Source organism: Streptomyces parvulus, assembly GCF_014648855.1.
Lineage (GTDB): Bacteria > Actinomycetota > Actinomycetes > Streptomycetales > Streptomycetaceae > Streptomyces > Streptomyces parvulus.
Genome location: NZ_BMRX01000002.1, coordinates 369279 through 395124 on the forward strand (window position 1 = coordinate 369279; position 25846 = coordinate 395124).

The 25846-nt window shown below is 72.4% G+C and carries 23 protein-coding genes; 14 read left to right on the forward strand and 9 right to left on the reverse strand.

Translation table 11 applies throughout. The annotated features are described in order from the left end of the window. Positions 1 to 8 precede the first annotated feature (8 nt). Complete coding sequence (locus tag IE108_RS04615) at positions 9 to 275, forward strand: exodeoxyribonuclease VII small subunit (protein WP_064729628.1); 267 nt, start codon at positions 9 to 11, stop codon at positions 273 to 275. A 25-nt stretch (positions 276 to 300) separates the two neighbouring features. Here the strand turns inward: IE108_RS04615 and IE108_RS04620 are convergent, their stop codons facing one another. The 4 genes from IE108_RS04620 to IE108_RS04635 all read right to left on the reverse strand — a co-directional run bounded on the left by IE108_RS04620 (position 301) and on the right by IE108_RS04635 (position 4990). Continuing rightward, a complete protein-coding gene (locus tag IE108_RS04620; RefSeq protein ID WP_064729627.1) occupies positions 301 to 513 on the reverse strand; it encodes a DUF4287 domain-containing protein in 213 nt (70 codons plus the stop codon). Between the two features lie 106 nt (positions 514 to 619). Continuing rightward, on the reverse strand, positions 620 to 2137 hold the full coding sequence (locus tag IE108_RS04625) for a polysaccharide deacetylase family protein (RefSeq protein ID WP_064729626.1): 1518 nt from the start codon (positions 2135 to 2137) through the stop codon (positions 620 to 622). Positions 2138 to 2237: 100 nt separating this feature from the next. Further along, on the reverse strand, positions 2238 to 3701 hold the full coding sequence (locus tag IE108_RS04630) for a glycosyltransferase family 2 protein (RefSeq protein WP_064729625.1): 1464 nt from the start codon (positions 3699 to 3701) through the stop codon (positions 2238 to 2240). Next, positions 3698 to 4990 (reverse strand): nucleotide sugar dehydrogenase, encoded by a 1293-nt coding sequence (locus IE108_RS04635; RefSeq protein WP_064729624.1) that lies wholly within the window; start codon positions 4988 to 4990, stop codon positions 3698 to 3700. Before IE108_RS04635 ends, IE108_RS04630 begins: the two co-directional genes overlap by 4 nt. A 224-nt stretch (positions 4991 to 5214) precedes the next feature. On the opposite strand from IE108_RS04635, the gene IE108_RS04640 reads away from it, so the two are divergent. Then, the gene (locus IE108_RS04640; protein WP_064729623.1) at positions 5215 to 5805 is read left to right on the forward strand and encodes a malonic semialdehyde reductase; all 591 of its coding nucleotides are present in this window, start codon (positions 5215 to 5217) and stop codon (positions 5803 to 5805) included. An 88-nt stretch (positions 5806 to 5893) separates the two neighbouring features. Here IE108_RS04640 and IE108_RS04645 read toward each other — a convergent pair whose 3' ends face one another. Further along, positions 5894 to 6427 (reverse strand): DUF4245 domain-containing protein, encoded by a 534-nt coding sequence (locus IE108_RS04645; RefSeq protein WP_064729622.1) that lies wholly within the window; start codon positions 6425 to 6427, stop codon positions 5894 to 5896. A gap of 126 nt (positions 6428 to 6553) precedes the next feature. On the opposite strand from IE108_RS04645, the gene glpX reads away from it, so the two are divergent. Next, entirely contained in the window at positions 6554 to 7585 is a 1032-nt protein-coding gene (glpX, locus tag IE108_RS04650) for a class II fructose-bisphosphatase (protein ID WP_064729621.1), read from the forward strand. 191 nt (positions 7586 to 7776) lie between these two features. On the opposite strand, the gene IE108_RS04655 is transcribed toward glpX, so the two are convergent. After that, a complete protein-coding gene (locus IE108_RS04655; protein ID WP_079163650.1) occupies positions 7777 to 8157 on the reverse strand; it encodes a WhiB family transcriptional regulator in 381 nt (126 codons plus the stop codon). Positions 8158 to 8261: 104 nt separating this feature from the next. Continuing rightward, entirely contained in the window at positions 8262 to 8945 is a 684-nt protein-coding gene (locus IE108_RS04660) for a DUF1707 SHOCT-like domain-containing protein (RefSeq protein ID WP_064729619.1), read from the reverse strand. A gap of 199 nt (positions 8946 to 9144) precedes the next feature. Between IE108_RS04660 and IE108_RS04665 the strand changes: the two genes are divergently transcribed. From IE108_RS04665 to IE108_RS04680, 4 genes are all read left to right on the forward strand, one after another. Further along, positions 9145 to 10812 (forward strand): fumarate hydratase, encoded by a 1668-nt coding sequence (locus IE108_RS04665; RefSeq protein WP_064731950.1) that lies wholly within the window; start codon positions 9145 to 9147, stop codon positions 10810 to 10812. 70 nt (positions 10813 to 10882) lie between these two features. Continuing rightward, a complete protein-coding gene (locus IE108_RS04670) occupies positions 10883 to 12268 on the forward strand; it encodes a class II fumarate hydratase (protein ID WP_064729618.1) in 1386 nt (461 codons plus the stop codon). 66 nt (positions 12269 to 12334) lie between these two features. After that, positions 12335 to 13039 (forward strand): cytidylyl-2-hydroxypropylphosphonate hydrolase, encoded by a 705-nt coding sequence (fomD, locus tag IE108_RS04675; protein WP_064729617.1) that lies wholly within the window; start codon positions 12335 to 12337, stop codon positions 13037 to 13039. 282 nt (positions 13040 to 13321) lie between these two features. Then, positions 13322 to 15409, forward strand: a complete 2088-nt coding sequence (locus IE108_RS04680; RefSeq protein ID WP_064729616.1) for a SpoIIE family protein phosphatase — start codon at positions 13322 to 13324, stop codon at positions 15407 to 15409. A 77-nt stretch (positions 15410 to 15486) separates the two neighbouring features. Here IE108_RS04680 and IE108_RS04685 read toward each other — a convergent pair whose 3' ends face one another. Then, the gene (locus IE108_RS04685) at positions 15487 to 17793 is read right to left on the reverse strand and encodes a transglycosylase domain-containing protein (protein WP_064731949.1); all 2307 of its coding nucleotides are present in this window, start codon (positions 17791 to 17793) and stop codon (positions 15487 to 15489) included. A 282-nt stretch (positions 17794 to 18075) separates the two neighbouring features. On the opposite strand from IE108_RS04685, the gene IE108_RS04690 reads away from it, so the two are divergent. The 5 genes from IE108_RS04690 to IE108_RS04710 all read left to right on the forward strand — a co-directional run bounded on the left by IE108_RS04690 (position 18076) and on the right by IE108_RS04710 (position 23059). After that, a complete protein-coding gene (locus tag IE108_RS04690; protein ID WP_064729615.1) occupies positions 18076 to 19014 on the forward strand; it encodes an SPFH domain-containing protein in 939 nt (312 codons plus the stop codon). Next, positions 18960 to 19310, forward strand: a complete 351-nt coding sequence (locus tag IE108_RS04695) for a type II toxin-antitoxin system antitoxin (RefSeq protein WP_264200419.1) — start codon at positions 18960 to 18962, stop codon at positions 19308 to 19310. The genes IE108_RS04690 and IE108_RS04695 overlap by 55 nt, the downstream gene beginning before the upstream one ends. Positions 19311 to 19473: 163 nt before the next feature. Then, positions 19474 to 19998, forward strand: a complete 525-nt coding sequence (locus tag IE108_RS04700) for a PadR family transcriptional regulator (RefSeq protein ID WP_064731948.1) — start codon at positions 19474 to 19476, stop codon at positions 19996 to 19998. Continuing rightward, positions 19995 to 20684: an ABC transporter ATP-binding protein gene (locus IE108_RS04705; RefSeq protein ID WP_064729613.1), complete on the forward strand. Its 690-nt coding sequence runs from the start codon at positions 19995 to 19997 to the stop codon at positions 20682 to 20684. The genes IE108_RS04700 and IE108_RS04705 overlap by 4 nt, the downstream gene beginning before the upstream one ends. Next, positions 20681 to 23059 (forward strand): ABC transporter permease, encoded by a 2379-nt coding sequence (locus IE108_RS04710; protein ID WP_064729612.1) that lies wholly within the window; start codon positions 20681 to 20683, stop codon positions 23057 to 23059. Before IE108_RS04705 ends, IE108_RS04710 begins: the two co-directional genes overlap by 4 nt. Before the next feature lie 572 nt (positions 23060 to 23631). Here IE108_RS04710 and IE108_RS04715 read toward each other — a convergent pair. Next, entirely contained in the window at positions 23632 to 24570 is a 939-nt protein-coding gene (locus IE108_RS04715; RefSeq protein ID WP_064729611.1) for a LysR substrate-binding domain-containing protein, read from the reverse strand. A gap of 133 nt (positions 24571 to 24703) precedes the next feature. On the opposite strand from IE108_RS04715, the gene IE108_RS04720 reads away from it, so the two are divergent. Both IE108_RS04720 and IE108_RS04725 read left to right on the forward strand, forming a co-directional pair. Further along, positions 24704 to 25258, forward strand: a complete 555-nt coding sequence (locus IE108_RS04720; RefSeq protein ID WP_064729610.1) for a peroxiredoxin — start codon at positions 24704 to 24706, stop codon at positions 25256 to 25258. 6 nt (positions 25259 to 25264) lie between these two features. After that, complete coding sequence (locus IE108_RS04725; protein WP_064729609.1) at positions 25265 to 25801, forward strand: alkyl hydroperoxide reductase; 537 nt, start codon at positions 25265 to 25267, stop codon at positions 25799 to 25801. Positions 25802 to 25846 lie beyond the last annotated feature (45 nt).

Consider the following 25846-nt stretch of genomic DNA (forward strand, 5'->3'; position numbering starts at 1 on the left):
GTGGGTGGATGACCAGCGAGGTGGAGCAGCCGACGGCCATGTCCGAGGCGCTCGGGTACGAGCAGGCGCGGGACGAGCTGATCGAGGTCGTCCGGCGCCTGGAGGCCGGCGGTACGACGCTGGAGGAGTCCCTCGCCCTGTGGGAGCGGGGCGAGGAACTGGCGAAGGTGTGCCGCCGCCGCCTCGACGGTGCCCGGGCCCGCCTGGACGCGGCCCTCGCCGAGGAGGCGGAGGAGGACGAGGAGGAGGACCGGGAGAAGGACGGGTCCCTCTAGCTGCCCTTCGGCCCTCTCCCGCCCCCTACTTCGCCGTGTCCTCCGCGAGCGTGTGCGCGACCAGCGCGTTGGCGTGCCCGTGGCCCAGACCGTGCTCGGTCTTGAGCCAGGCCACGAGCTCCATGTGCTTGGTGAGCGGCGAGGAGCGGATGAGGTCCTTCCACTCCGCGACCGGGCGGCCGTACTTCTTCTCGATGGACGGGAAGTAGGAGGCGGGGCCCTTCGCGGTGGCGGTCATGTCGATGCGCTCCCTGGGTGCGAGGCTCACGTCCACGAGTGTTGACGTGTGCCCTCTATGACCGCGCCCGGCGAAGGATGTGATCGGCGGCCGCGCGTGACGTGCGTCACTCGATCTTCAGTGCGGTGAAGCGGGGCCACTGCCGCTGCGGCCCGGCGTTGCGCAGGCTGAGGGAGAAGCCCCCGGCCAGCTCCGCGGCCCGCTGTCCCGCCGCGCCGACCGTCGCGCAGGTGTCGCCGTCCACGGTCACCCGCACTCGCTCGGACGTCACCGACACCGTGACCGTGTGCCGCGCGGCCGGGGCCGGCCGGCAGGAGTCGGCGGTGCCGCGCGGTCCTTCCTCGGTCAGGCTCACCGTGTTGCGGCCCACGGAGAGCGCCACCGGGTGCCCGCTGCCCTCGCGCAGGGTGATGCCCGCGCCGTTGGAGGTGCCGCGCAGCCCGGCCACGGAGGCCCGCAGCCTGTAGGCGGTCCAGTCGGCGGTGGCCAGGGGGCGGTAGGCGGCCGAGACGTACTCCGTGCCGGGCGCCGGGCGGACGGCGCCGGTGAGCGTGCCGGGTCCCGCGCCCTCCGTGTCACCGGTCGCCCGCCAGTGCCCGGGGTGGGACAGCGGCCGGTCGGCGTCGGCCGGTGCCACCGGCGCCCAGCGGGCCATGGCGCGCAGCAGGCCGGCCGGTGTGGTGTCCCGGGTGACCTCCAGGCGCTGCACCTGCCCGGCGGCGGCCGCGCGCCGCCCCGGGGGCAGGGGCCGCGCCGTGCTGTTGGTGAGGGTGGCGGTGAAGCGCGCCCGGAGCATCGAGCGCAGGGCGTCGGCACCGCCCCGGCCCAGGTTGGACTCCTCCAGCCGCTCCGAGAAGGGGTAGGCGAACAGCTCGGGCCGGGGCAGGCCGTGCCCGGTCAGGTCGCCGACCGACCGGTCGAGGTCGGCGGCGATCCGGCGGCGGTACTCCTCGCCGGTCTCCACGCGCCCGTCGCCGGGCCGCCACAGCCGGTTGGTGAACGCCGACCGCTCGTGCCCGGCGGCGTCGACCGGAGCGCGCTCGTGGCTGAGGTGGGTGTGCGCCTGGAAGTCCCAGCGCCCGGAGTCCGCCATCCGCCGGGTCTCGGCCCACGAGAGGTAGTACGGCCGGTGGGTGCCCACCTGGCCGGTGATCAGGTAGGCCGCCGCCTTCACCCCGTACCGGGCCAGGAGCGGGTCGGCGTGCACCCACAGTCCGTGGGTGCCGTCGTCGAAGGTGAGGTAGACGGTGCGGGGCGCGGGGGTGCGGCCGGTGCGCAGGAAGGCGGTGAACTCCCGGGTGGACAGGGTGCGGTAGCCGGCCTCGCGCAGGGCGCCGAGCTGGGCGTCGAAGTCCTCCGGCGAGACGGTGTACCGGCTGGAGGCGCCCGGGCCGACGTCGTGGTAGGCGAGGACGACGGGCGCGCCGCCGGCCGGGGCGGCCTTGGCGTCCGTCCCGGCCGCCCCGCTCCCGGGCGGCGCGGACTGCTGGGCGACCGTCCGGCGGAAGGTGTCGTACTGCCGGGCGGCGGCGAACGGCAGCGCGACCACGGTCACCGTGAGCACGGCGAGGGCGGCGCGCAGCAGGGGCCGGCGCCGGCCGGTGCGGGACTGCGCGCGCGTCACAGCGGGCGTCCGCGGGTGATGACGAACAGGTACACCAGCGCGATGACGGCGAGCGTCGCGCCGACGGCGAGCACACGGCCGAGGCCGTGCAGGACGTTCCTCATGCGGCACTCCTCGACCAGACGTTGCGGCGCAGGGTGAGCAGCGCGTACGGCAGCAGCCAGGCCAGTACGCAGCAGGAGAGCAGGCTCATCAGGGGGCGGAAGCGCCAGGCGGGGTCACCGGGGTGGTCGAACCGGTAGGCGACGCCCCACACGCAGCCCTTGAGGACGACCCCGCCCAGGTACAGCAGGGTCAGCAGGCCGGCCAGGTGCAGCGGGGCCCAGACCAGGTGGCGTACGACCAGCACCGGCGCGGCGATCACCCAGAGGGCGTGGCCGTAGTACAGGGCGGCGGCGCCCGGGCCGCGGCGCCACATGAAGGCGCCGGTGAAGAAGAGGTTCCTGATGAAGCTCTTCTTCCAGCGGATCTGCTGCCGCAGGAAGGCGGCCGGCCGCGACGGCACCCGGGTCCACACGCGGGCGGAGCGGGTGTAGCCCACCCGCCAGCGCAGCTCGGGGTAGTCGTGGTCGCGGACGAACGGCGAGTCGGCGTGCCGTTCCTTGAGCGCGCGGCCGCGCCAGGCCTGGCCGAGGACGTAGCCGGTGAGCTGGCGGTCGGTGGCGAAGCGGAAGGGGGCGCCGAGGAAGCGGTCCTCGGCCCAGGCGGGCAGGTAGTTGTAGATCGCCTCGCGGCGGAAGGCGGCGAGCGGTCCGGAGACGCAGGACACCGAGCCGAAGGACGCCTCGGCGGCCTTGCTGACGCGGAACTGGCCCTCGTACCAGATGTCCTGGACCCGGGCCAGCAGCCCGGCGTCGGTGTTGAGCGCCCGGCAGTGCCCGCTGACGGCGCCGAGTTCCGGGTGGCGGACCAGCGCGTCGACGCAGGTCCGCACGGCGTCGGGCGCCACGACGCAGTCCGAGTCGGTGAACAGCAGGACGTCCCCGTCGGCGAGGGCGCAGGCGCGGACCAGCGCGCCCTTCTTGCCGAGGTTCTCGGTCAGCCGCACGAGGGTGAAGGGCAGTTCCCCGGCGAGGCGTTCCAGCACCTCGGGCGTGCCGTCGTCGGAGGCGTCGTCGACCACGACGATCTGGAGGTCCGGGTAGTCGACGGCGGCCATGGAGCGCACGCAGTCCTCGATGTGCGCGCGCTCGTTGCGCACGGCCAGCAGGAAGCTCACGCGGGGCCGGGCGGGCAGCGCCGGGAAGGCGTCGGCGTCGCGGGGCCGGGAGCGCAGGGGGCGTACGGCCGGGTCGTCGTAGCGGCTGTAGGCGAGGTGGAGGAGGCAGACGGTGCCGGCGAGGACGGTGAGGCCGTAGAGGGTGAGCAGGTCGAAGGAGTGCGGGAGGCGGACCGCGGCGCGGGCCAGGAGCAGCAGGAGGGGGAGCAGCGCGAGGAGGCTGAGGAGGCGTACGACGTCGCGGCGGACGCCGGGGTCGAGGGCGTCCAGGCGGGTGCGGAGGCGGTGGCGGGGGCCGGCGGGGGCGGGGCGGGCCGGTACTCGGCCGGTGCGCAGGACGGTCATGCGGTGACCTCGGCGGCGGGGGCGGGGCGGGGCGCCACGGGGCCGCGCTGGCGGGTGTCGAGGACCGGCGGGGCGTCGGCGGCGCGCAGCCAGGCCAGGTCGTGCACGGTGTGCACGGTGTTCAGGACGACCAGGTCCCAGGCGCGGGTGTGCGGGTCGGGCACGTGGTCCAGGGGGCCCGACGCGGTGCGGAGCGAGGGGACCAGGGGGTCGCAGTAGGCGACGTCCGCGCCGACCGCGGCGAGACCGGCGAGGATCTCCAGCGCGGGGCTCTCCCGGACGTCCGCGACGCCCTCCTTGTAGGCGACGCCGATCAGGAGCACCCGGGCGCCCCGCGCGGGGACGGCCTGCTCCGCGAGCAGGTCCAGTGCGCGTTCGGTGATCCGCGCGGGCCGGTCGCTGTTCGCCGCGAGCGCGGTGGCCACCAGGGGCGCCGGCTGCCGCACCTTGCCCAGCTGCCAGAGCAGGTAGTGGGGGTCGCAGGGGATGCAGTGCCCGCCGACTCCGGGGCCGGGGTAGAACGGCATGAAGCCGTACGGCTTGGTCGCCGCCGCCTCGATCACCGGGACCGGCGCCAGGCCGAGGGAGTGGCAGGCGTCGGCCAGTTCGTTGGCCAGGGCGATGTTGACGGCGCGGTAGGTGTTCTCCCAGAGCTTGGCCATCTCGGCGGTCTCGGGGTCGGCGACGGTGCGGACCAGGGAGGCGGTCGGTGCCAGCAGGGCGGCGGCCGCGCGGGTGCTGTGCGGTCCGGCTCCGCCGACCAGGCGGGGGGTGCGTTCGGGGGTGTGGTGCTCGTTGCCGGGGTCGATCCGCTCGGGGGCGAAGGCCACGTAGACGTCCTCGTCGACGGTGAGCCCGCGGGCCCTCAGCGGTTCGACGAGGAGGTCCCGGGTGGTCCCCACGTAGCTGGTGGAGGTGAGCACGATCAGCTGGCCGGGGACGGCGTGCTCGACCACCGAGGCGCAGGCGGCGGCCAGCGCGGTGAGGTCGGGTTCGCGGCGGGCGTCGACGGGGGTGGGGACGCAGATGACCACGGCGTCCGCCGAACGTACGGCGGTGGGGTCCGGGGTGAGCCGGAAGCGGTCGCCGGCCGAGGCGCAGGCCAGTTGCGCGTGGTGCAGCGGGAGCAGGTCCACGGCGCCGCGGGCGATGGCGCGCAGCCGCGCGGGGCTGCTGTCGATGCCGACGACCGTGGCGCCGGCGTCCGAGAGGGCGAGCGCGGTGGGCAGTCCGACGTAGCCGAGTCCGACGACCGCGACCGTGAGTCCGGTTACATCACCATTTGACATAGATTTCACACGGTCATATAGGCGGACCCCGCATGAACCTCCCCCTCCCGACACACCCGCCCCCGAATACGCCAGACCCCCGTCACCCGGGCGGTGGTGTGAAGCGGATCACCACACTCCCCTTTTGGTTGAAACTTGAACTTCTCTGCCGTAGCGTCGTCACGGTCAACGGCTCCCGGCGCCCGACGGGCACGAGGCCGACGCACCACCGAGGAAGATCACGTATGTCTCTCGTTCTTGACCCCGCCGCCCAGGACCTGCTGTTCCGCGAGGCCCGCACCGCGAACACCTTCACCGACGAGCCGGTGACCGACGAGCAGATGCAGGCGATCTACGACCTGGTCAAGTACGGCCCGACCGCCTTCAACCAGTCCCCGCTGCGCATCACGCTGGTCCGCTCCCCCGAGGCCCGCGAGCGCCTGGTCCAGCACATGGCCGAGGGCAACCGGCCCAAGACGGCCGCCGCGCCGCTGGTCGCGATCCTCTCGGCGGACAACGAGTTCCACGACGAGCTGCCGCAGCTCTTCCCGCACTTCCCGCAGGCCAAGGACGCCTTCTTCAGCGAGCGCCCGGCGCGCGAGGGTGCCGCCCTGCTGAACTCCGCGCTCCAGGCCGCGTACTTCATCGTGGGCGTCCGCGCCGCCGGCCTGGCCGCGGGCCCGATGACCGGCCTCGACTTCGAGGGCGTCCGCAAGGAGTTCCTGGACGACGACCACACCCCGCTGATGGTCGTCAACATCGGCCGTCCGGGCCCGGACGCCTGGTTCCCGCGCTCCCCGCGCCTGACCTACGAGCAGGTCGTCACGACGGTCTGATCACCGGCCCGGTCCGCACGGACCCACGGCGAAGCCCCCGGCCCAGCGGCCGGGGGCTTCGCCGTGCGGGGCTGCGTCGTGCGGGGGCTCACGCCAGCTTCAGCGCCGCCGCCATCTTCCCCAGCTGCTCGAACGACCCGGTGCCGGCCACGACCGTCGTCGCGCCCTTCATGGCGGAGTCGCCCTCCAGCACCAGCGCGTCGTACCGGCCGCCGGTGTACCGGGTCCAGGTGCGGCCGCCGATCTCCTCGGTGCGCTCGGTGGCCCGCGAGCCCTGGCTGGCGTCCTCGATGAAGGAGGCGGGCTTCTGCGTGGACTGCTCGACCGCCACGTACTGGCCGTCCGGGGCGTGGAAGCCCAGGTGCCAGGCGTCGAAGTCGTCGCCCTGGAAGCGGACCGAGGTCGGCTTCCAGTCCTCGGACAGCCCCTCGGGCGCCGCCACCGGGTACGACGCGGCGCGCTGCGCGGTCAGCAGCTCCACCCGGTAGTCGACCCGCTTGACGTCCGGTTCGCCGTCGTCGTGCGGGATGAAGATCCAGATGACGCCCGCCGCGAGGACGATGAGCCCGAGGGAGAGGATCATGTCCCGGGCCGACTTCTGCTTGCCTTTCATACCTGCCACGCCCCCTATCGTCGCAGGTGCCTGATCCGCTCAAACGTGGGGTCCCCTGCTCATTTTGTCGGACTGACGATAGAGTCGTGGCCATACCCTCATCCGGCCGTCGTCGTATCAGAAAGGTGCGCTCCGATGACCGAGCATCACTTGCCGTCCGAGCTGGACGTCCCCTCAGAGGCCCCCGACCGCAACCTCGCCATGGAACTGGTGCGGGTCACCGAGGCCGCGGCCATGGCCGCCGGCCGCTGGGTCGGGCGCGGTGACAAGAACGGCGCCGACGGTGCCGCCGTGCGCGCCATGCGGACCCTCGTCCACACCGTCTCGATGAACGGCGTCGTCGTCATCGGCGAGGGCGAGAAGGACGAGGCCCCGATGCTCTTCAACGGGGAGCGGGTCGGGGACGGGACCGGCGCCGAGGTCGACATCGCCGTCGACCCGATCGACGGCACCACGCTGACGGCCAACGGCATGACCAACGCGATCGCGGTGCTGGCCGCCGCCGAGCGCGGCTCCATGTTCGACCCGTCCGCGGTCTTCTACATGGACAAGCTGGTCACCGGCCCGGAGGCGGCGGACTTCGTCGACATCAACGCCCCGGTCTCCGTGAACATCCGCCGCATCGCCAAGGCCAAGCGGCGCACGCCCGAGGACGTCACCGTCGTCATCCTCGACCGGCCCCGCCACCAGGGGCTGATCAAGGAGGTCCGGGAGACCGGCGCCCGGATCAAGCTCATCTCCGACGGCGACGTGGCCGGCTCCATCCTGGCGCTGCGCGAGGGCACCGGCATCGACCTGCTCCTCGGGGTCGGCGGCACCCCCGAGGGCATCATCTCGGCCTGCGCGGTGAAGTGCCTGGGCGGCACGATCCAGGGCAAGCTGTGGCCGAAGGACGACGAGGAGCGCCAGCGGGCGATCGACGCCGGGCACGACCTTGACCGCGTCCTGACCACCGACGACCTGGTCTCCGGGGACAACGTCTTCTTCGTCGCCACCGGCATCACCGACGGCGAGCTGCTGCGCGGGGTGCGGTACCGGTCGCAGACGGCCACGACCGACTCGATCGTGATGCGGTCCAAGTCGGGCACCGTGCGGCGGATCGACTCCGAGCACCGGCTGAGCAAGCTGCGGGCGTACAGCGCGGTGGACTTCGACCGGGCGAAGTGACTCCGTCGGTCTCGGGGGCGCCTTCCGAAGTGGGGGCGCCTGCCCGTCGGCGGGTGCGGGTGGAGTGTGGCTGGTCGCGCAGTTCCCCGCGCCCCTGAGGGCGATGCCCAGGCCGGGGCGGCAAAGGTACCGTCGGCGCGTGAAAAGGCACCCTCTGTGCGGAGAGGGTGCCTTCTTCGCGTCGTAGGCGGCTAGCCCGCCGCGGCTATGCGGGCCGTCGGGGTGCGCGGCGGCTTCTTCAGTTCGGCCTCGCGGCGACGGCGGCGGGCGAGGACCACGCGGCGTTCGGCGGCGGTGAGGCCGCCCCAGACGCCGTAGGGCTCGGGCTGGAGGAGGGCGTGCTCGCGGCACTCGACCATGACGGGACAGCGGGCGCAGACGCGCTTGGCGGCCTCCTCGCGGGAGAGCCGGGCGGCGGTCGGTTCCTTGGAGGGGGCGAAGAACAGTCCGGCCTCGTCGCGCCGGCACACCGCCTCGGTGTGCCACGGAGCGTCTTGGTCCCTGTCCCGCACCGGCCCCCGCTGGGCCGGAACGGCAGCTACCTGCAGGGACGAATGCGGCGGTTGCAGCACGGTCTACTCCTGACGACGGCTTCGCGAGCGAGAGACGATGCGTCAAGGCTTACCCGTTGTGCGCGGGCCTATGCACTGGGTTCCCAACGGCTGCCGACCGTGCGCTAGAGGTGCTTGCGCAAACCTTTCTCGACCCTGCGGTGCACCCGGTCCAGCAGATCGGCGACGACCTTGCCGCGCTTGGGGCGCGCCTCCACGTTGCCCAGGACCGCCCAGCCGTCGACGTAGACGACGGGGGCCTCGGGCTCGTCGGAGTCGAGTGTGTGCACCTCGAAATTGCCGAGCACCCCGCCGCCCGTACCGCGCAGCGACACGTTCTCCGGGACGCGCACCTCCACGCTGCCGAAGACGGAGAAGGCCTTGATCACGACCTGCTGGTACTCGAAGACGGCCTCGCTGAGATCTATCTCGACGCTGCCGAACACCGCGTAGGCGTGGATGCGGCGGCTGGCCCGCCAGCGGCCCTTGCGGACGGCGCTGCTGAAGACCGCCACCACGTTCTCGTCGGGCTCCGGGGGGATGGCGCCGGCGGTCGGGCGGTTGGGCGCCGCGGCGGCGGCCGGGCGGTCGCGGTGGGCGGCGGGCAGGTCGCGCACGAAGACGTCCAGCTCGCCGACGGTCTTGGCGGCCAGCACGCCCTCGACCCGCTCGGCGTGCTCGTCGGCGGTGAGCCGCCCCTCGGCGAGGGCTTCGCGGAGCATGTCGGCGACGCGGTCGCGGTCGGCGTCCGAGGCGCGCAGCTCGGAGGTGCGCGGGGCGTCGGTCTGGGCGTGCTTCTGAAGGTCCACGGCAGCAGAGTACCGAAACGCGATAGATCGCGACCAGACCTGTGGACAACCTTGTCGCACCCTACTGAGCCTTACCTCACAAGCCCGGCCCCGCGGGCAGGTTCTACGCTGGTTGGCGCTGCCGATGGAGGCCAGCCGTCGTTGCTGAGAGATCCAGCGAAATCCAGCCGCGCGCGATGTCTAGTGAGGAATGGGCGAGATGCCTGAGTTCGCGTACACCGACCTGCTCCCCCAGGGTGAGGACACCACTCCGTACCGGCTGGTGACCGCCGAGGGCGTGTCCACCTTCGAGGCCGACGGGCGGACCTTCCTCAAGGTGGAGCCGGAGGCGCTGCGCAAGCTGGCCGAGGAGGCCGTCCACGACATCCAGCACTACCTGCGCCCCGCCCACCTCGCGCAGCTGCGCCGCATCGTCGACGACCCCGAGGCGTCGGGCAACGACAAGTTCGTGGCGCTGGACCTGCTGAAGAACGCGAACATCGCGGCGGCGGGCGTGCTGCCCATGTGCCAGGACACCGGCACGGCCATCGTCATGGGCAAGCGCGGCCAGAACGTGCTCACGTCGGGCGGCGACGAGGAGGCCCTCAGCCGCGGCATCTACGACGCCTACCAGAACCTGAACCTGCGCTACTCCCAGATGGCCCCGCTCACCATGTGGGACGAGAAGAACACCGGCTCCAACCTCCCCGCCCAGATCGAGCTGTACGCGACCGACGGCGGCGCCTACAAGTTCCTCTTCATGGCGAAGGGCGGCGGCTCGGCCAACAAGTCGTTCCTCTACCAGGAGACGAAGGCCGTCCTCAACGAGACCTCCATGATGAAGTTCCTGGAGGAGAAGATCCGCTCGCTCGGTACGGCCGCCTGCCCGCCGTACCACCTGGCGATCGTCGTCGGCGGCACGTCGGCCGAGTACGCGCTGAAGACCGCCAAGTACGCCTCCGCGCACTACCTGGACGAGATCCCCGCCGAGGGTTCGGCGCTCGGGCACGGCTTCCGGGACAAGGACCTGGAGGAGAAGGTCTTCGAGCTGACGCAGAAGATCGGCATCGGCGCGCAGTTCGGCGGCAAGTACTTCTGCCACGACGTGCGCGTGGTGCGGCTGCCGCGGCACGGCGCCTCCTGCCCGGTCGCCATCGCCGTGTCGTGCTCCGCCGACCGCCAGGCCGTCGCGAAGATCACCGCCGAGGGCGTCTTCCTGGAGCAGCTGGAGACCGACCCGGCGCGCTTCCTGCCGGAGACGACGGACGAGCACCTCGACGAGGCCGGCGACGTGGTCGAGATCGACCTCAACCAGCCCATGGACGACATCCTCGCCGAGCTGACCCGGCACCCGGTCAAGACCCGGCTGTCGCTGACCGGTCCGCTGGTCGTGGCCCGCGACATCGCGCACGCCAAGATCAAGGAGCGGCTGGACGCGGGCGAGGAGATGCCGCAGTACCTGAAGGACCACCCGGTGTACTACGCGGGCCCGGCGAAGACCCCCGAGGGCTACGCCTCCGGCTCCTTCGGCCCGACCACCGCCGGGCGCATGGACTCCTACGTGGAGCAGTTCCAGGCCGCGGGCGGCTCCAAGGTGATGCTCGCCAAGGGCAACCGCAGCAAGCAGGTCACCGACGCGTGCGACGCGCACGGCGGCTTCTACCTCGGCTCCATCGGCGGGCCGGCCGCGCGGCTCGCGCAGGACTGCATCAAGAAGGTCGAGGTCGTCGAGTACGAGGAACTCGGCATGGAGGCGGTCTGGAAGATCGAGGTGGAGGACTTCCCGGCGTTCGTCGTCGTCGACGACAAGGGCAACGACTTCTTCCAGGACCCGGCGCCGGCGCCGACGTTCACGAGCATCCCGGTGCGCGGGCCGGGCCTGGCGTAGCGGACCGGCCGCAGCGGCCGAACGGGGGCGGTGCCGGAACATCCGCACCGCCCCGCACGCTGTACCCGGTATGAGCGACTACCGCATCGAACACGACTCCATGGGCGAGGTCCGCGTCCCCGCCGGCGCCAAGTGGCGGGCGCAGACGCAGCGCGCCGTCGAGAACTTCCCGGTCTCCGGTCAGCGGATCGAGCGCGCCCACATCGAGGCGCTGGCCCGGATCAAGGGCGCGGCGGCGAAGGTCAACGCCGAGCTGGGAGTCCTGGACGAGGACGTCGCCGCCGCGATCCGGGAGGCGGCGGACGAGGTCGCCGAGGGCCGGTGGGACGAGCACTTCCCGGTCGACGTGTTCCAGACGGGGTCCGGCACCTCGTCCAACATGAACACCAACGAGGTCCTCGCGACCCTGGCCACCGAGCGCCTGGGCCGCGACGTGCACCCCAACGACCACGTCAACGCCTCCCAGTCGTCCAACGACGTCTTCCCGTCCTCGATCCACATCGCCGCCACCGCCGCCGTCACCCGCGACCTGATCCCGGCCCTGGAGCACCTGGCCACCGCGCTGGGCCGCAAGGCCGAGGAGTTCGCCGACGTGGTCAAGTCCGGGCGCACCCACCTGATGGACGCCACGCCCGTCACCCTGGGCCAGGAGTTCGGCGGGTACGCGGCGCAGGTGCGGTACGGCGTCGAGCGGCTGAACGCCTCGCTCCCCCGCCTGGCCGAGCTGCCGCTGGGCGGCACCGCCGTCGGCACCGGCATCAACACCCCGCCCGGCTTCTCCGCCGCCGTCATCGAGGAGGTGGCCCGCGCGACCGGGCTGCCGCTGACCGAGGCCCGCGACCACTTCGAGGCGCAGGGCGCCCGAGACGGCATCGTGGAGACCAGCGGGCAGCTGCGGACGATCGCGGTCGGACTGACGAAGATCGCGAACGACCTGCGGTGGATGGCGTCCGGACCGCGCACGGGGCTCGCGGAGATCGCGCTGCCCGACCTCCAGCCGGGCTCGTCCATCATGCCCGGCAAGGTCAACCCGGTGATCCCCGAGGCCGTCCTCATGGTCGCCGCCCAGGTCACGGGCAACGACGCGACCGTCGCGGCGGCGGGCGCGGCCGGCAACTTCGAGCTGAACGTCATGCTGCCGGTCATCGCCAAGAACGTGCTGGAGTCGGTCCGGCTGCTCGCCAACGTCGTGCGGCTGCTGGCCGACCGCACCGTGGACGGCATCACCGCCGACCGGGACCGCGCGCGCGAGTACGCGGAGTCGTCGCCCTCCGTGGTCACGCCGCTGAACAAGTACATCGGGTACGAGGAGGCCGCGAAGGTCGCGAAGAAGGCGCTGGCGGAGCGGCGGACGATCCGCGAGGTGGTCGAGGAGGGCGGCTACGTCGAGCGCGGCGACCTCACCGCCGGGCAGCTGGACGAGGCGCTGGACGTCCTGCGGATGACCCGTCCGTGACGCGCGCCGGCAACCGCTCTCGCGATCACCGGCGCGCCGGGTGGTCACGGCACCTAATATCTGTGCATGGCAGACGGTGAAGCGGTGAACGGGGCCACTGAGGCGGGCGGTGCGGCGGGCCGGGCGGAGTTCTGGGCGCCGGGAAGTCACATCCTGTGGCGGTACCGGGAGAACGGCGGACCGCGCTTCCACATCGCCCGCCCCGTCACCGTCGTGCGGGACGACGCCGACCTGCTCGCCGTGTGGCTGGCGCCCGGCACCGAGTGCGTGAAGCCGGTGCTCGCCGACGGCACGCCCGTGCACCTGGAACCCCTGGCGTCGCGCTACACCAAGCCCCGCGCGGTGCAGCGCGACCGCTGGTTCGGCACCGGCGTGCTCAAGCTGGCGCGGCCCGGGGTGGCCTGGTCGGTGTGGCTGTTCTGGGACCCGGGCTGGCGGTTCAAGAACTGGTACGTGAACCTGGAGGAGCCGCTGACCCGTTGGGAGGGCGGCGTGGACTCCGAGGACCACTTCCTGGACATCTCCGTCCACCCGGACCGCGGTTGGTACTGGCGGGACGAGGACGAGTTCGCGCAGGCCCAGCGGGACCGCCTGATGGACGCCGGGCAGGCCGAGCGGGTGCGGGCGGCGGGCCGGGCCGCGGTCGCGGAGATCCGCGCCTGGGGCTCGCCGTTCTCCGACGGCTGGGAGGACTGGCGCCCCGATCCGGCGTGGACGGTACCGTCGCTGCCGGGGGACTGGGATCGCACGCCCGCGCACGTGTCCTCGTGAGACCCTTGAAGTGCCCCCCGGCAAGAAACGTAGGATCGTCCTCCGCAAGGAGCGCGGCAACGGCAACCGGCGGAGCGTGCGCTGTGCTTGACCGATCGTCACCGAGGGGCGGCTGGACGTGAGCGAGGGGTACGAGGGCAACACGCAGACGGGCCGCCGACGGCCCGCCGGTGACACGGCAACAGCCCCTGACCACGCGGGAACCCCGTTCCTCGGGCACGTATTCGGGGTATCGGGATTTCTGCGGGACGAACTGCACGCGCCGCGCGCAGTCCCGGACGGATGGATTCGACACGCGTGACGGAGCACCCGACCTCCTTCGAGCCCCCGCTGACGGGCGCCGACCCCACGGATCCCCGCGGGGCACTCATGCGTACCCCCGTGCCGCCGCGCGCCTCCGGGTCCGCGTTACCGGCACAGGGACGCGCGGGCGAGACACCGCCCACCGCCGGCACCCCCGGCGCCTTCGAGCACGCCCAGCCGGGCGCCGAGCAGGCCGCCGAGCCCGACACGCACCGCCCGCGCCCGGCGGCGGAGGGCGTGCCGGTGCAGCCGGGCGGCGCGTCGGCCGGCCCGGTCGCGCCGGCGGGTGCGGACCGCCGGGCCGCGGCCGAACCCGAGCGGCGGACCGGCCAGGTCACCGCGCCCGGACAGCCCACGCCGATGCGCCGGGACGGGGACCGGCTGCGGTTCGTGGGTGCGGCGACCCGGCGGATCGCCCGGGGCATGGACCTCGACGAGATCGTGATGGGCCTGTGCCGGGCCACCGTGCCGACGTTCGCCGACGCGATCCTCGTCTACCTGCGCGAACCGCTGCCCGTCGGCGACGAGCGGCCCACCGGTCCGCTGGTGCTGCGGCTGCGCCGCACCGACCGGATACCGGCCGAGCGGGACACCGACGGCGGCTTCATCCCGGCCGCCCAGCCGGAACCCTCGGAGCTGGAGTCGGTCGGCTCCGAGCTGTGCGAGGTACGGCCGGGCAGCGCGCTCGCCGAGGTGCTGCGCGGGGTCCGCCCGGTCTTCACGGACACCCCGGCCGCCCACGCCGCGCTGCCTGAACTGCTGGGTGACGGCCGGGAGTTCGCGGTGCCGGACGGCCGCCGGGCGATCCTCGCCCCGCTGCGCGGCAGGCGCCGGGTGATCGGCGCCGCGCTGTTCCTGCGCGGCCCGGAGCGCGTCGCCTTCGAGGCCGACGACCTGCTGGTCGCCGCGCAGCTCGCCACCCACAGCGCCCTCGGCATCGACAAGGCGGTGCTGTACGGGCGCGAGGCGTACATCGCCGACGAGTTGCAGCGCACCATGCTCCCGGAGAACCTGCCCCGCTGCACCGGCGTGCGGCTGGCCTCCCGCTACCTCCCGGCCGCCGAGACCGCGCGGGTCGGCGGCGACTGGTACGACGCCATCCCGCTGCCCGGCAGCCGCGTCGCGCTGGTCGTCGGCGACGTGATGGGCCACTCCATGACGTCGGCGGCCATCATGGGCCAGCTGCGCACCACCGCGCAGACCCTGGCCGGGCTCGACCTGCCCCCGCAGGAGGTGCTGCACCACCTCGACGAGCAGGCGCAGCGCCTGGGTTCCGACCGCATGGCGACCTGCCTGTACGCGGTGTACGACCCGGTGACCCACCGCATCACCGTCGCCAACGCCGGGCATCCGCCGCCCGTGCTGCTGCACCTGGGCGGCCACGCCGAAGTGCTGCGGGTGCCGGCCGGCGCCCCGATCGGCGTGGGCGGCGTCGACTTCGAGGCCGTGGAGCTGGACGCGCCCGCCGGCGCGACCCTGCTCCTCTACACGGACGGCCTGGTCGAGTCCCGGCTGCGCGACGTGTGGACCGGCATAGAGCAGCTGCGGGAGCGCCTCGCGGCGACCGCGCAGCTCACCGGCCCGGACCATCCGCCGCCCCTGGAAGCCCTGTGCGACGAGGTCCTCGACATGCTCGGCCCCGGCGACCGGGACGACGACATCGCGCTGCTCGCCGCCCGCTTCGACGGCATCGCGCCGAGCGACGTGGCGTACTGGTTCCTGGAGCCGGAGGACGCGGCGCCCGGCCGGGCCCGGCGGCTGGCCCGGCGGGCGCTGGCCCGCTGGGGCATGGAGGACCTCACGGACTCGGTGGAGCTGCTGGTCAGCGAGGTCGTCACCAACGCGGTGCGGTACGCCTCGCGGCCGGTCACCCTGCGGCTGCTGCGTACGGACGTGCTGCGCTGCGAGGTCGGCGACGACGTGCCCCAGCTGCCCCGGCTGCGGCAGGCGCGCGCCACCGACGAGGGCGGGCGCGGGCTGTACCTGGTGAACCGGCTGGCCCGGCGCTGGGGCGCGACGCGGCTGAGCACGGGCAAGGTCGTCTGGTTCGAGCTGAACCGCGGCTGAGACACAGGCGAAGGGGCGCCCGGTGAGCACCGGGCGCCCCTTCGCGTCTGTCCGCTCCCGCCGTCGGCCGTCGCGGGCTACTCCCCGTCGTCCCGGCCCCCGTCCGGGAGGAACGGGTTCTCCGGATCCGTGGTCGCGCCGCCCGTGGGCGGCTGGGTGGACGGGCTGTTGGACGGCGACTGCGACGGCGACTGGGAGGGCTCCTCGGTCGTCGGCGTCCCGGTCGACGGCTCCTCGGTCGTCGGCTCCTGGGAGGGCGACTCCTCCCGGGTCTCCTCCTGCGTGGGCGACTGGCTCGGCGACTGGCTGACCGACGGCGACCTGCTCGGCTTCACCGCCGCACCCTGCTTGGTGTCGAGGTCGAATCGGGTGACCCCGTCCATGACGCCGAAGGTGTACGCGGCCCAGATTTCGGCGGGGAAGCCACCGCCGTTGACGCGGTGGTCGACGCCGCCGGCCTTGTACATGGGGACCTGGTTGTGGCTCTCGGGGTCCTCGCCGAAGAGGCCGACCGAGGTGACCAGGCCCGGGGTGTAGCCGGTGAACCAGGCCGACTTGTTGTTGTCGGACGTACCGGTCTTGCCGGCCACCTGCTGGCCGTCGCGCAGCGGGTTCTCCCGTACGGACGTCCTGGCCGTGCCGTCGTCGACCACGCCGGTGAGCACCGAGGTCACCGTGTCGGCGGCCTGCTCGCTGATCACCTGTCCGCCGACCGCCTCGGGGATGTCGACGGTGCGGTCCTTGTGCTCGACCGACTTGACGATCTGCGGGGTGACCTTCTTGCCGTGGTTGTCGAGGGTGGCGTAGACGCCGGCCATCTCCAGCGGGCTCGCCCCCATGCTGCCGAGGGTCTGCGCGGGCACGGCCTGCTCGCCCTCGGTGTCCATGCCCAGCTCGCCGGCGACCTTCATGACCTCGGACATGCCGACGTCGACGCCCATCTGCGCGAAGACCGAGTTGACGGACTTGTTCATCGCCTCCTGGACGTCGATGTCGCCGTAGTCGACGTCGTCCTCGTTCGGGGGCGCGAAGCCGGCCTTCTGGTCGCCGTCCATGACGGGGCGCTTGCTCGTGCCGTCGTACATGGTGTTGGCGGTGATCGGCACGCCGTCCTGGGTCTCGGCGTCCTGGTCGACGGCGGCGGCGAGGATCACCGGCTTGAAGGTGGAGGCGGGCTGGTAGTCGGCGCGGGTGGCGTTGTTCGTGTAGTGCTTCACGTAGTCCTCGCCGCCGTACATGGCGAGGACCCGGCCCGTCTTCGGGTCGACGGAGACGGCGCCGGCCTGGACGTCGGCGTCGACGTCGCGCTTGCCGGGGTCGAGCTTGCTGGTGAGCTTGGCCTTGACCGACTTCTCGAGCGCGGCCTGCTTCTTCTTGTCGATGTTGAGGGTGACCGTGTAACCGCCGAGGTCCACCAGGGCCTTGGCCTGTTCCATGTCCTCCGCGGCGCCCTGGGCGACGAGTTGCTTCTTCAGCGTGGCGTTGGCGGCCTCCACCAGGTACCCGGTCTGGCCCTTCAGCTCCGGGGCCGCCTTCGGCTCCTTCGGCACCGGGAACTCCATGCCCTGCCGGTCGGAGGCGGCCAGCCACTTCTGCTCGACCATGTTGTCCAGGACGTAGTTCCAGCGCTCCTGGACCAGCTTCTTGCCGGTCTCGCCGGCGTTCGCCCAGTCGTACTGGTTCGGCGCCTGGAGCAGGGCGGCGAGGTACGCGCCCTGCTCGACCGTCAGGTCCTCGGCGTCCACGCGGTAGTACGCCTGGGCGGCGGCCTGGATGCCGTAGGCGCCGCGGCCGTAGTAGCTGGTGTTCATGTAGCCGGCGAGGATGTAGTCCTTGGACTTCTCCCGGTCCAGCTTCAGGGAGATGACCAGCTCCTTGAGCTTGCGGGAGACGGTCTGCTCCTGGGACAGGTAGTAGTTCTTGACGTACTGCTGGGTGATCGTCGACCCGCCCTGCGCGCCCTTGCCGGAGAGCGTGTTGAGCACGCCGCGCGTGGTGCCCTTGAGGTCGACGCCCGCGTCGTCGTAGAAGGTCTTGTTCTCGGCGGCGACGAAGGTGCGCTGGACGTCCTTGGGCACCTTGGCCAGGTCGACGATCTCGCGGTTGCGGTCGCCGGTGCGGGCCATGACGCTGCCGTCGCTGTACTTGTAGACGTTGCTCTGCAGCTCGGCGTCGGCGTTGCCCTCGGGTATGTCGATCACCATGTAGAGCACGATGAAGGCGCCCATGCCGAGCAGGCAGAGGCCGAAGAACGTGCCGAGGATCTTCTTCCAGGTGAACAGGCGGCGTATGCCGCTCTTGCCGCCCGCGCCCGACGAGCGGCGTCTGGGCGCCGCGCGGCGGCCACCGCGCTGTCGCGCTTTTCTCTCTTCCGCTCGTCCCATGGGTCCGATCCGCTCCGCTTCGGTCATCTGTGGGCACGCCTCGCTCACGTGTCACACAGGTTCGTCGCTCAGGTCAGCTCAGAAAGCTAACACCGGGAGATATGACAAACGGCTACCGATCCGGCCTTGTACGGACGTGAGAATCAGCACCCGTTCCGTAGGAACCGACGTACGAAGCAGGCGCAAGGTTGCGACTTTCATGTAAAGTGATATCACTTAGCTAGACCAAAGTAAGCAACCGAGGCGCGCCCGAGCGCGCCCCGCGAGAACGGGGGACCACCCATGTCCACGCACGATGCCCCGCAGGTCACCGCGGATGTGCCCGAGATGCCGGCGCCTCGCGTACGGGAGAACCAGGCGCACAGCATCGGCGGCGGCGCCGCCCTGCTCCTGGGTCTGCTCGGACTGCTCGTCGGGGCCGGCCTGATCGTCTCCGCCACCGCGGTCTCCTCCGCCGGCGGGAAGGCCGGGCTCATCATCGGAGGCATCCTGATCGCCATCGCGGCCTTCCTCGCGATGTGCGGGCTGAACATGGTCGCGCCGGGCGAGGCGCGCGTGGTGCAGCTCTTCGGGCGGTACCGGGGAACGATCCGCGAGGACGGCCTGCGCTGGGTGAACCCCTTCACCTCGCGCACCAAGATCTCGACCCGGGTGCGCAACCACGAGACGGCGGTCCTGAAGGTCAACGACGCCTACGGCAATCCCATCGAGCTGGCGGCGGTCGTGGTGTGGCGGGTGGAGGACACCGCGCAGGCCACCTTCGAGGTGGACGACTACGTCGAGTTCGTCTCCACCCAGACCGAGGCGGCCGTCCGGCACATCGCCATCGAGTACCCGTACGACGCCCACGAGGAGGACGGCCTCTCGCTGCGCGGCAACGCGGAGGAGATCACCGAGAAGCTCGCCGTCGAGCTGCACGCACGCGTGGAGGCGGCCGGGGTCCAGATCATCGAGTCCCGCTTCACCCACCTCGCGTACGCCCCGGAGATCGCCTCGGCGATGCTCCAGCGGCAGCAGGCCGGCGCGGTGGTCGCGGCCCGGCGGCAGATCGTGGACGGCGCCGTCGGCATGGTCGAGGCCGCGCTCGCCCGGATCAGCGAGCAGGACATCGTGGAGCTGGACGACGAGCGGAAGGCCGCGATGGTGTCCAACCTGATGGTCGTGCTCTGCGGGGACCGCGCCGCCCAGCCGGTCCTGAACACGGGGACGCTCTACCAGTGACGACCCCTTCCGAGGGTGCACCGCCCGAGGGTCCGCCGCCCGGGGGGCCCGCCCCGAGGCGCCGGCCGCAGCAGCGCAAGCAGGTGCTGCTGCGGCTGGACCCCCAGGTGTACGAGGCACTGGCCCGCTGGGCGGGCGAGGACCTGCGCTCCGCCAACGCGCAGATCGAGTTCCTGCTCCGCAGGGCGCTGGCGGAGGCGGGCCGCCTCCCCGGTGACGCCGGGCCGCTGCCGCGCCGGGGCCGCCCGCCGAAGGACGGACCCGGAAACGGACCCGGGGAGACGCCGCCGTCGTGACCGACCACGGCCCCGAGCCGCGCCGCCGCACTCCGCGGAGGCGCGGCTTCCGTCGTTCCACAACCGTGACAATCGGCTCCGACCTGCACTCCCGTACGCGCGGGCACGGCGTCTGCACCGTGCGTATACATGGCGGGTATACACCGTGTGTAGAGTGCTCCGCATGTCCATCGGTCACACCCTCCTGGGGCTCCTGGAGTCCGGGCCACGCCACGGTTACGACCTCAAGCGTGCCTTCGACGAGAAGTTCGGTCACGACCGGCCGCTCCACTACGGCCAGGTCTATTCGACGATGTCCCGCCTGCTGAAGAACGGCCTCGTCGTCGTCGACGGCATAGAGGCGGGCGACGGTCCCGAGCGCAAGCGGTACGCGATCACCGACGCGGGGATCACCGACGTGCAGCAGTGGCTCGCCACGCCCGAGAAGCCCGAGCCCTACCTCCAGTCGACGCTGTACACCAAGGTCGTCCTCGCGCTGCTCACCCACCGCGACGCCGCCGACATCCTCGACACCCAGCGCTCGGAGCACCTGCGCGGCATGCGCATCCTCACCGACCGCAAGCGCAAGGGCGACCTCGCCGACCAGCTCATCTGCGACCACGCCCTGTTCCACCTGGAGGCCGACCTGCGCTGGCTGGAGCTGACCGCGGCGCGCCTCGACAAGCTCCGTGAGGCGGTGGCCCGATGACTCCCCCCGCAGGTTCCCTGCTCTCGGCCGAGCAGCTCCGCAAGGCCTACGGTCCCACCCTCGCCCTCGACGGCGCCGAGTTCTCCATCCACCCCGGCGAGGTCGTCGCGGTCATGGGCCCCTCGGGCTCCGGCAAGTCGACGCTGCTGCACTGCCTCGCCGGCATCGTGCCGCCCGACTCGGGGACGATCACGTACAACGGGCGCGAGCTGTCCGCCATGGGCGACTCGGAGCGCAGCGCCCTGCGCCGCTCGGACTTCGGGTTCGTGTTCCAGTTCGGCCAGCTCGTGCCGGAGCTGACCTGCGTCGAGAACGTCGCCCTTCCGCTGCGCCTGAACGGCACCTCCCGCAAGGAGGCCGAGCGGGCCGCGCTGACCTGGATGGAGCGGCTGGAGGTCGACGACCTGCGTAAGAAGCGGCCCGGCGAGGTCTCCGGCGGGCAGGGCCAGCGTGTCGCGGTGGCGCGGTCGCTGGTCACCAGCCCCCGCGTGCTCTTCGCCGACGAGCCGACCGGCGCGCTGGACTCCCTCAACGGCGAGCGCGTGATGGAACTCCTCACGGACGCCGCGCGCTCCACCAACGCGGCCGTGGTCCTCGTCACGCACGAGGCGCGGGTCGCGGCCTACTCCGACCGCGAGATCGTCGTACGGGACGGCAGGTCCCGGGACATGGAGCGGGTCGTATGAGCGTCCGCAGGGGGCACCTCCCGCGCGAGCGGGGCCGAGCGTGGAGGAGGACCGCTGACCTGGCGCTGGGTGTCCGGTTCGCCCTCACCGGAGGCCGGGAGGGCTGGACCCGGGCCCTGCTGACGGCCGTCGGCGTCGGGCTCGGCGTGGCGCTGCTGCTGCTGACGACGGCCATCCCGAACGCGCTCCAGGTCCGGCACGAACGGGAGAGCGCCCGCAACGACTTCACGTTCTCCCAGGAACGGCCGCCCCGGGCCGACGACACCCTCGTGGTCGCCAACGTGGGCACCGACTTCCGCGAGGACAGCGTGCGGGGCAGGGCGCTGGAGCCCGAGGGTCCGCGGGCACCGCTGCCGCCCGGTCTGGAGAAGTTCCCGGCGGAGGGCGAGATGGTGGTCTCCCCCGCGCTGAAGAGGCTGCTGGAGTCGGACTCGGGCGCGCTGCTGCGGGAGCGGCTGCCGGACCGGATCGTCGGCACCATCGGGGAGAGCGGCCTGATCGGCTCGGGCGAACTCGCCTTCTACCAGGGCGCCGACGGCCTCGCTCCCCTGATCGACGGCGGTCGGGTCACCCGCATCGACCGGTTCGGGGACACGGATCCGGGCGAGCAGGAGTCCGACCCGGTCCTGCTCCTGCTGGTCCTGGTGGTCTTCGTGGTGCTGCTGATGCCGGTCGCGGTGTTCATCGCGGCGGCCGTGCGGTTCGGCGGGGAGCGGCGGGACCGGCGGCTGGCCGCGCTGCGGCTGGTCGGTTCCGACAGCCACATGACCCGGCGGATCGCCGCCGGGGAGGCGCTGGCCGGCGCCGTCCTCGGCCTGGTCTTCGGAGCCGGGTTCTTCATGGTCGGACGCCAGCTCGCGGGCACGGCCGAGGTATTCGACATCAGCGTCTTCCCGAGCTACCTGAACCCGTCCCCGCTGCTGGCCCTGCTGGTCGCCGTGGCGGTGCCGGCGGCGGCGGTGCTGGTGACGCTCTTCGCGCTGCGCGGGGTGGTCATCGAGCCGCTCGGGGTGGTCCGCTCGGGGCGGCCGGCCCGGCGCCGGCTGTGGTGGCGGCTGCTGCTGCCGCTGGCCGGACTGGCGCTGCTGTACCCGATGGTCGGCAACGGCCGCGAGAACGGCGACTTCAACCAGTACATGGTCACCGGCGGTGTGGTCCTGCTCCTGGTCGGCGTGACCGCGCTGCTGCCGTGGGTCGTGGAGACCGTCGTCGCGCGGCTCGGCTCCGGCGGGGTGGCCTGGCAACTGGCCGTGCGCAGGCTCCAGATGAGCAGCGGTACGGCGGCCCGCATGGTCAACGGCATCGCGGTGGCCGTCGCCGGCGCGATCGCCCTGCAGATGCTGTTCGCCGGCGTGGACGGCGACTACACCAAGTCGACCGGGCAGGACCTGACGCGGGCGCAGATGGAGATCTCCCTGCCCGCCGACGTGCCGGTGTCCCCGGCCGCCGAGCGGCTCCGGGACACCGAGGGTGTGAACACGGTCTACGACTACTCCGAGGGCTATCTCGGGGACGCACGCCTGGACCCGGAGAACACCACCATGATGACCGTCGGCGACTGCGCCTCGCTGCGCGAGATCGCCCGGATCGGCTCGTGCGCGGACGGAGACGTCTTCGCCGTCCACGGTGCCGAGTGGGACGGCGGGGTGGACATGGCGAAGCTGTCCGCGGCCGGCCGGAAGCTGTACCTCGACCCGTCCTACGAGGGCAGCCCGAAGAGCCGGGAGATCCCCTGGACGGTGCCCGCGGGCGTCAAGGCGGCCGAGCCGAGCCGCGGCCTGCTGGCCGGGATCGACCGGGGCGGCTTCCTGCTCACGCCGAAGGCCATGGCGGCGGCGCTGGCCCCCGGCCTGACCGGGCACGCCTACCTGCGGCTCGACGAGTCGGTGCCCGACGTGCGGGACTACGTCCGGAACACCACGGCGGCGATCCATCCGCTGGCGGACCCCATGACGTGGTCGTCCACGGAGCGCACCGACCGGTTCGACGCCATCCGCACCGGGCTGCTCGTGGGAGCGGCGTGCGTGCTGGCGCTGATCGGCGCGAGTCTGCTGGTCTCGCAGCTGGAGCAGTTGCGCGAGCGGAAGAAGCTGCTGTCGGCGCTGGTCGCCTTCGGCACCCGGCGCCGCACGCTGAGCCTGTCGGTGCTGTGGCAGACGGCGATCCCCATCACGCTGGGCCTGCTCCTGGCGTCGGTGGTGGGCCTCACCCTGGGCGCCGTCCTGCTGAAGATGACGGCCACACCGGTCCGCGTCGACTGGACCGGCGTGCTGTCCATGACGGGCATCGGCGCGGCGGTCGTCCTGGCGGTGACGCTGTGCAGCCTGCCTCCGCTGCTGCGGCTGATGCGGCCGGAGGGGTTGCGCACGGAATAGCGGCGCGGGCTGGGCAGGGGCCCGGCGGGAGGGGGTGCCCTTCCCGCCGGGCCCTCGTCGCGGTCGGGGAACAGGCCGACGACGGGGCGGGGTTCGGGGCGGCCGGCTTCGGGGCCGCGGGCCTCGGGGGTCCTGTAGGACTCGGCCCGGACGGCTGGGGCGGGTGGCGTGCAGCGGCCCGGACGGCTGGGGCGGGTGGCGTGCAGCGGCCCGGACGGCGGACGCGGCGGGGGTGGCGGCCCGGACGCCAAACGGGGGTGACACGCGGCGGGCCGGATGTCGGCCGTCCGGCGGCGGTGGGCGCGTCCCCGCGAGGAGGGCTGGGCAGAGGCCGCCGTTGGGCCCTCCCCTCGACGCGGCACCCGCCGGGCGACTTCACCGGTGCCGCGAGGGCGGGTCCCGGCGGCCGCAGCCGGACGGCGGGAGGAGACCCCCGCCATGCCCCCGCACGACCGCACCCGCCGGGCGACGGGGCGAAGTTCGCGACCCTGGGCACGGCCGCCCCCCGACGGCAGGCGCCCGGTGACCGGTGTGGTCCTCCCGGCGGGCAGCGAGGTCGGTCGGACGGCCTCTCAGGCGTCGACCGTCCGTACCGGCAGGTCCGTCATCGCCTCGCGCAGGGCCGCCGCCAGTTCCTCGTACTCCGCGCCGCGCGCCGCACCCGTGCGCATGGCGAGCGCGACGCGGCGGGTGGGGGCCGGGTCGGCGAAGGACGCGGTGAGGAGCTGGCTGGACCGGGAGGTCTCCACGCGGACCGCGGTGCGCGGCAGCAGCGTGACCCCGAGGCCGCCGGCCACCAGCTGGACCAGGGTCGACAGACCGGCGGCCGTGGTCGTCGCGGGGATCCCGGCGCGGCCCGCCTCGCGGCAGATGTCCAGCGCCTGGTCGCGCAGGCAGTGCCCCTCGTCGAGCAGCAGCAGGTTCAGCTCGCGCAGCACCGAGCGCTCCAGGCCCTCCCGGCCGCCGAGCCGGTGGTCGAGCGGCGTCACGAGGACGAAGTCCTCGTCGAAGAGCGGAAGTTCGGTGACACCGGGAACCCCCAGCGGCACGGCGAGCAGCAGCAGGTCGAGGCGGCCGGTGGTGAGGCCGTCCAGGAGGCTCGCGGTCTGCTCCTCGTGGACCTGGAGGTCGAGGTCGGGGTAGCGCTCGTGCGCGAGGCGCAGCACCGACGGCAGCAGGTACGGCGCGACGGTCGGGATGACGCCGAGCCGCAGCGCGCCGGTGAAGGGCGCCCGTACCGCCTCCGCCTCCTCAAGGAGCGCGCCGACCTCCGCCAGTACCGCCTTCGCCCGCACCGCGAGCCGCGCGCCGGCCGGCGAGAGCAGCACCTTGCGCGTCGTACGCTCCAGGAGCGTGACACCCAGTGCCTCCTCCAGCGCGGAGACGGCGCCGGACAGGGCCGGCTGGCTCATCCCGATCGCCGCGGCGGCGTCGCGGAAATGCAGGTGTTCCGCGACGGCGTCGAAAGCCCGCAGCTGAGCGAGGCTGGGCTGCCTCTTCTTACCGGACACTAATAGCCACCTCCGATCAACTCGACCGAGTGTAGCTATTTCACTAATCAATGCACCCTGTGCCAACATCAAGAACGTCCAACCCATGGGAAACACCAGCAAAACGGGTGTTTCCTCGCTGCAAGGAGAGCGTGTGCTCACTGTCGGTGACAAGTTCCCCGAGTTCGACCTGACCGCCTGCGTCTCGCTGGAGAAGGGCGAGGAGTTCCAGCAGATCAACCACAAGACCTACGAGGGTCAGTGGAAGGTCATCTTCGCGTGGCCCAAGGACTTCACCTTCGTGTGCCCGACCGAGATCGCCGCCTTCGGCAAGCTGAACGACGAGTTCGCCGACCGCGACGCCCAGGTCCTCGGCTTCTCCGGCGACTCCGAGTTCGTCCACCACGCCTGGCGCAAGGACCACGACGACCTGCGTGACCTGCCCTTCCCGATGATGGCCGACTCGCGCCACGAGCTGATGCGCGACCTCGGCATCGAGGGCGAGGACGGCTTCGCCAAGCGCGCCGTGTTCATCGTGGACCAGAACAACGAGATCCAGTTCTCCATGGTGACCGCCGGCTCGGTCGGCCGTAACCCCAAGGAGGTCCTGCGGGTCCTCGACGCCCTGCAGACCGACGAGCTCTGCCCGTGCAACTGGAGCAAGGGCGACGAGACCCTCGACCCGGTCGCGCTGCTCTCCGGGGAGTGAGCTGACATGTCCCTCGACTCCCTGAAGTCCGCCGTCCCGGACTACGCCAAGGACCTGAAGCTCAACCTGGGCTCGGTCATCGGCAACTCCGACCTCCCGGCGCAGCAGCTGTGGGGCACCGTGCTGGCGACCGCCATCGCCTCGCGCTCCCCCATCGTGCTGCGCGAGCTGGAGCCGGAGGCGAAGGCGAACCTCTCGCCGGAGGCGTACTCGGCCGCCAAGTCGGCCGCCGCCGTCATGGCGATGAACAACGTCTTCTACCGCACCCGGCACCTGCTGTCGGACCACGAGTACGGCACCCTGCGCGCCGGTCTGCGGATGAACGTCATCGGCAACCCGGGCGTCGACAAGGTCGACTTCGAGCTGTGGTCCTTCGCGGTGTCCGCCATCAACGGCTGCGGCATGTGCCTGGACTCGCACGAGCAGGTGCTCCGCAAGGCCGGTGTGGACCGCGAGACGATCCAGGAGGCGTTCAAGATCGCCGCCGTGGTCGAGGCCGTCGGCGTCACGCTCGACGCCGAGGCGGTCCTGGCCGGCGAGTAGCCGTCCGCACGCACCACCCGCGCGCAAGGGCCCCGTCCGCCTTCG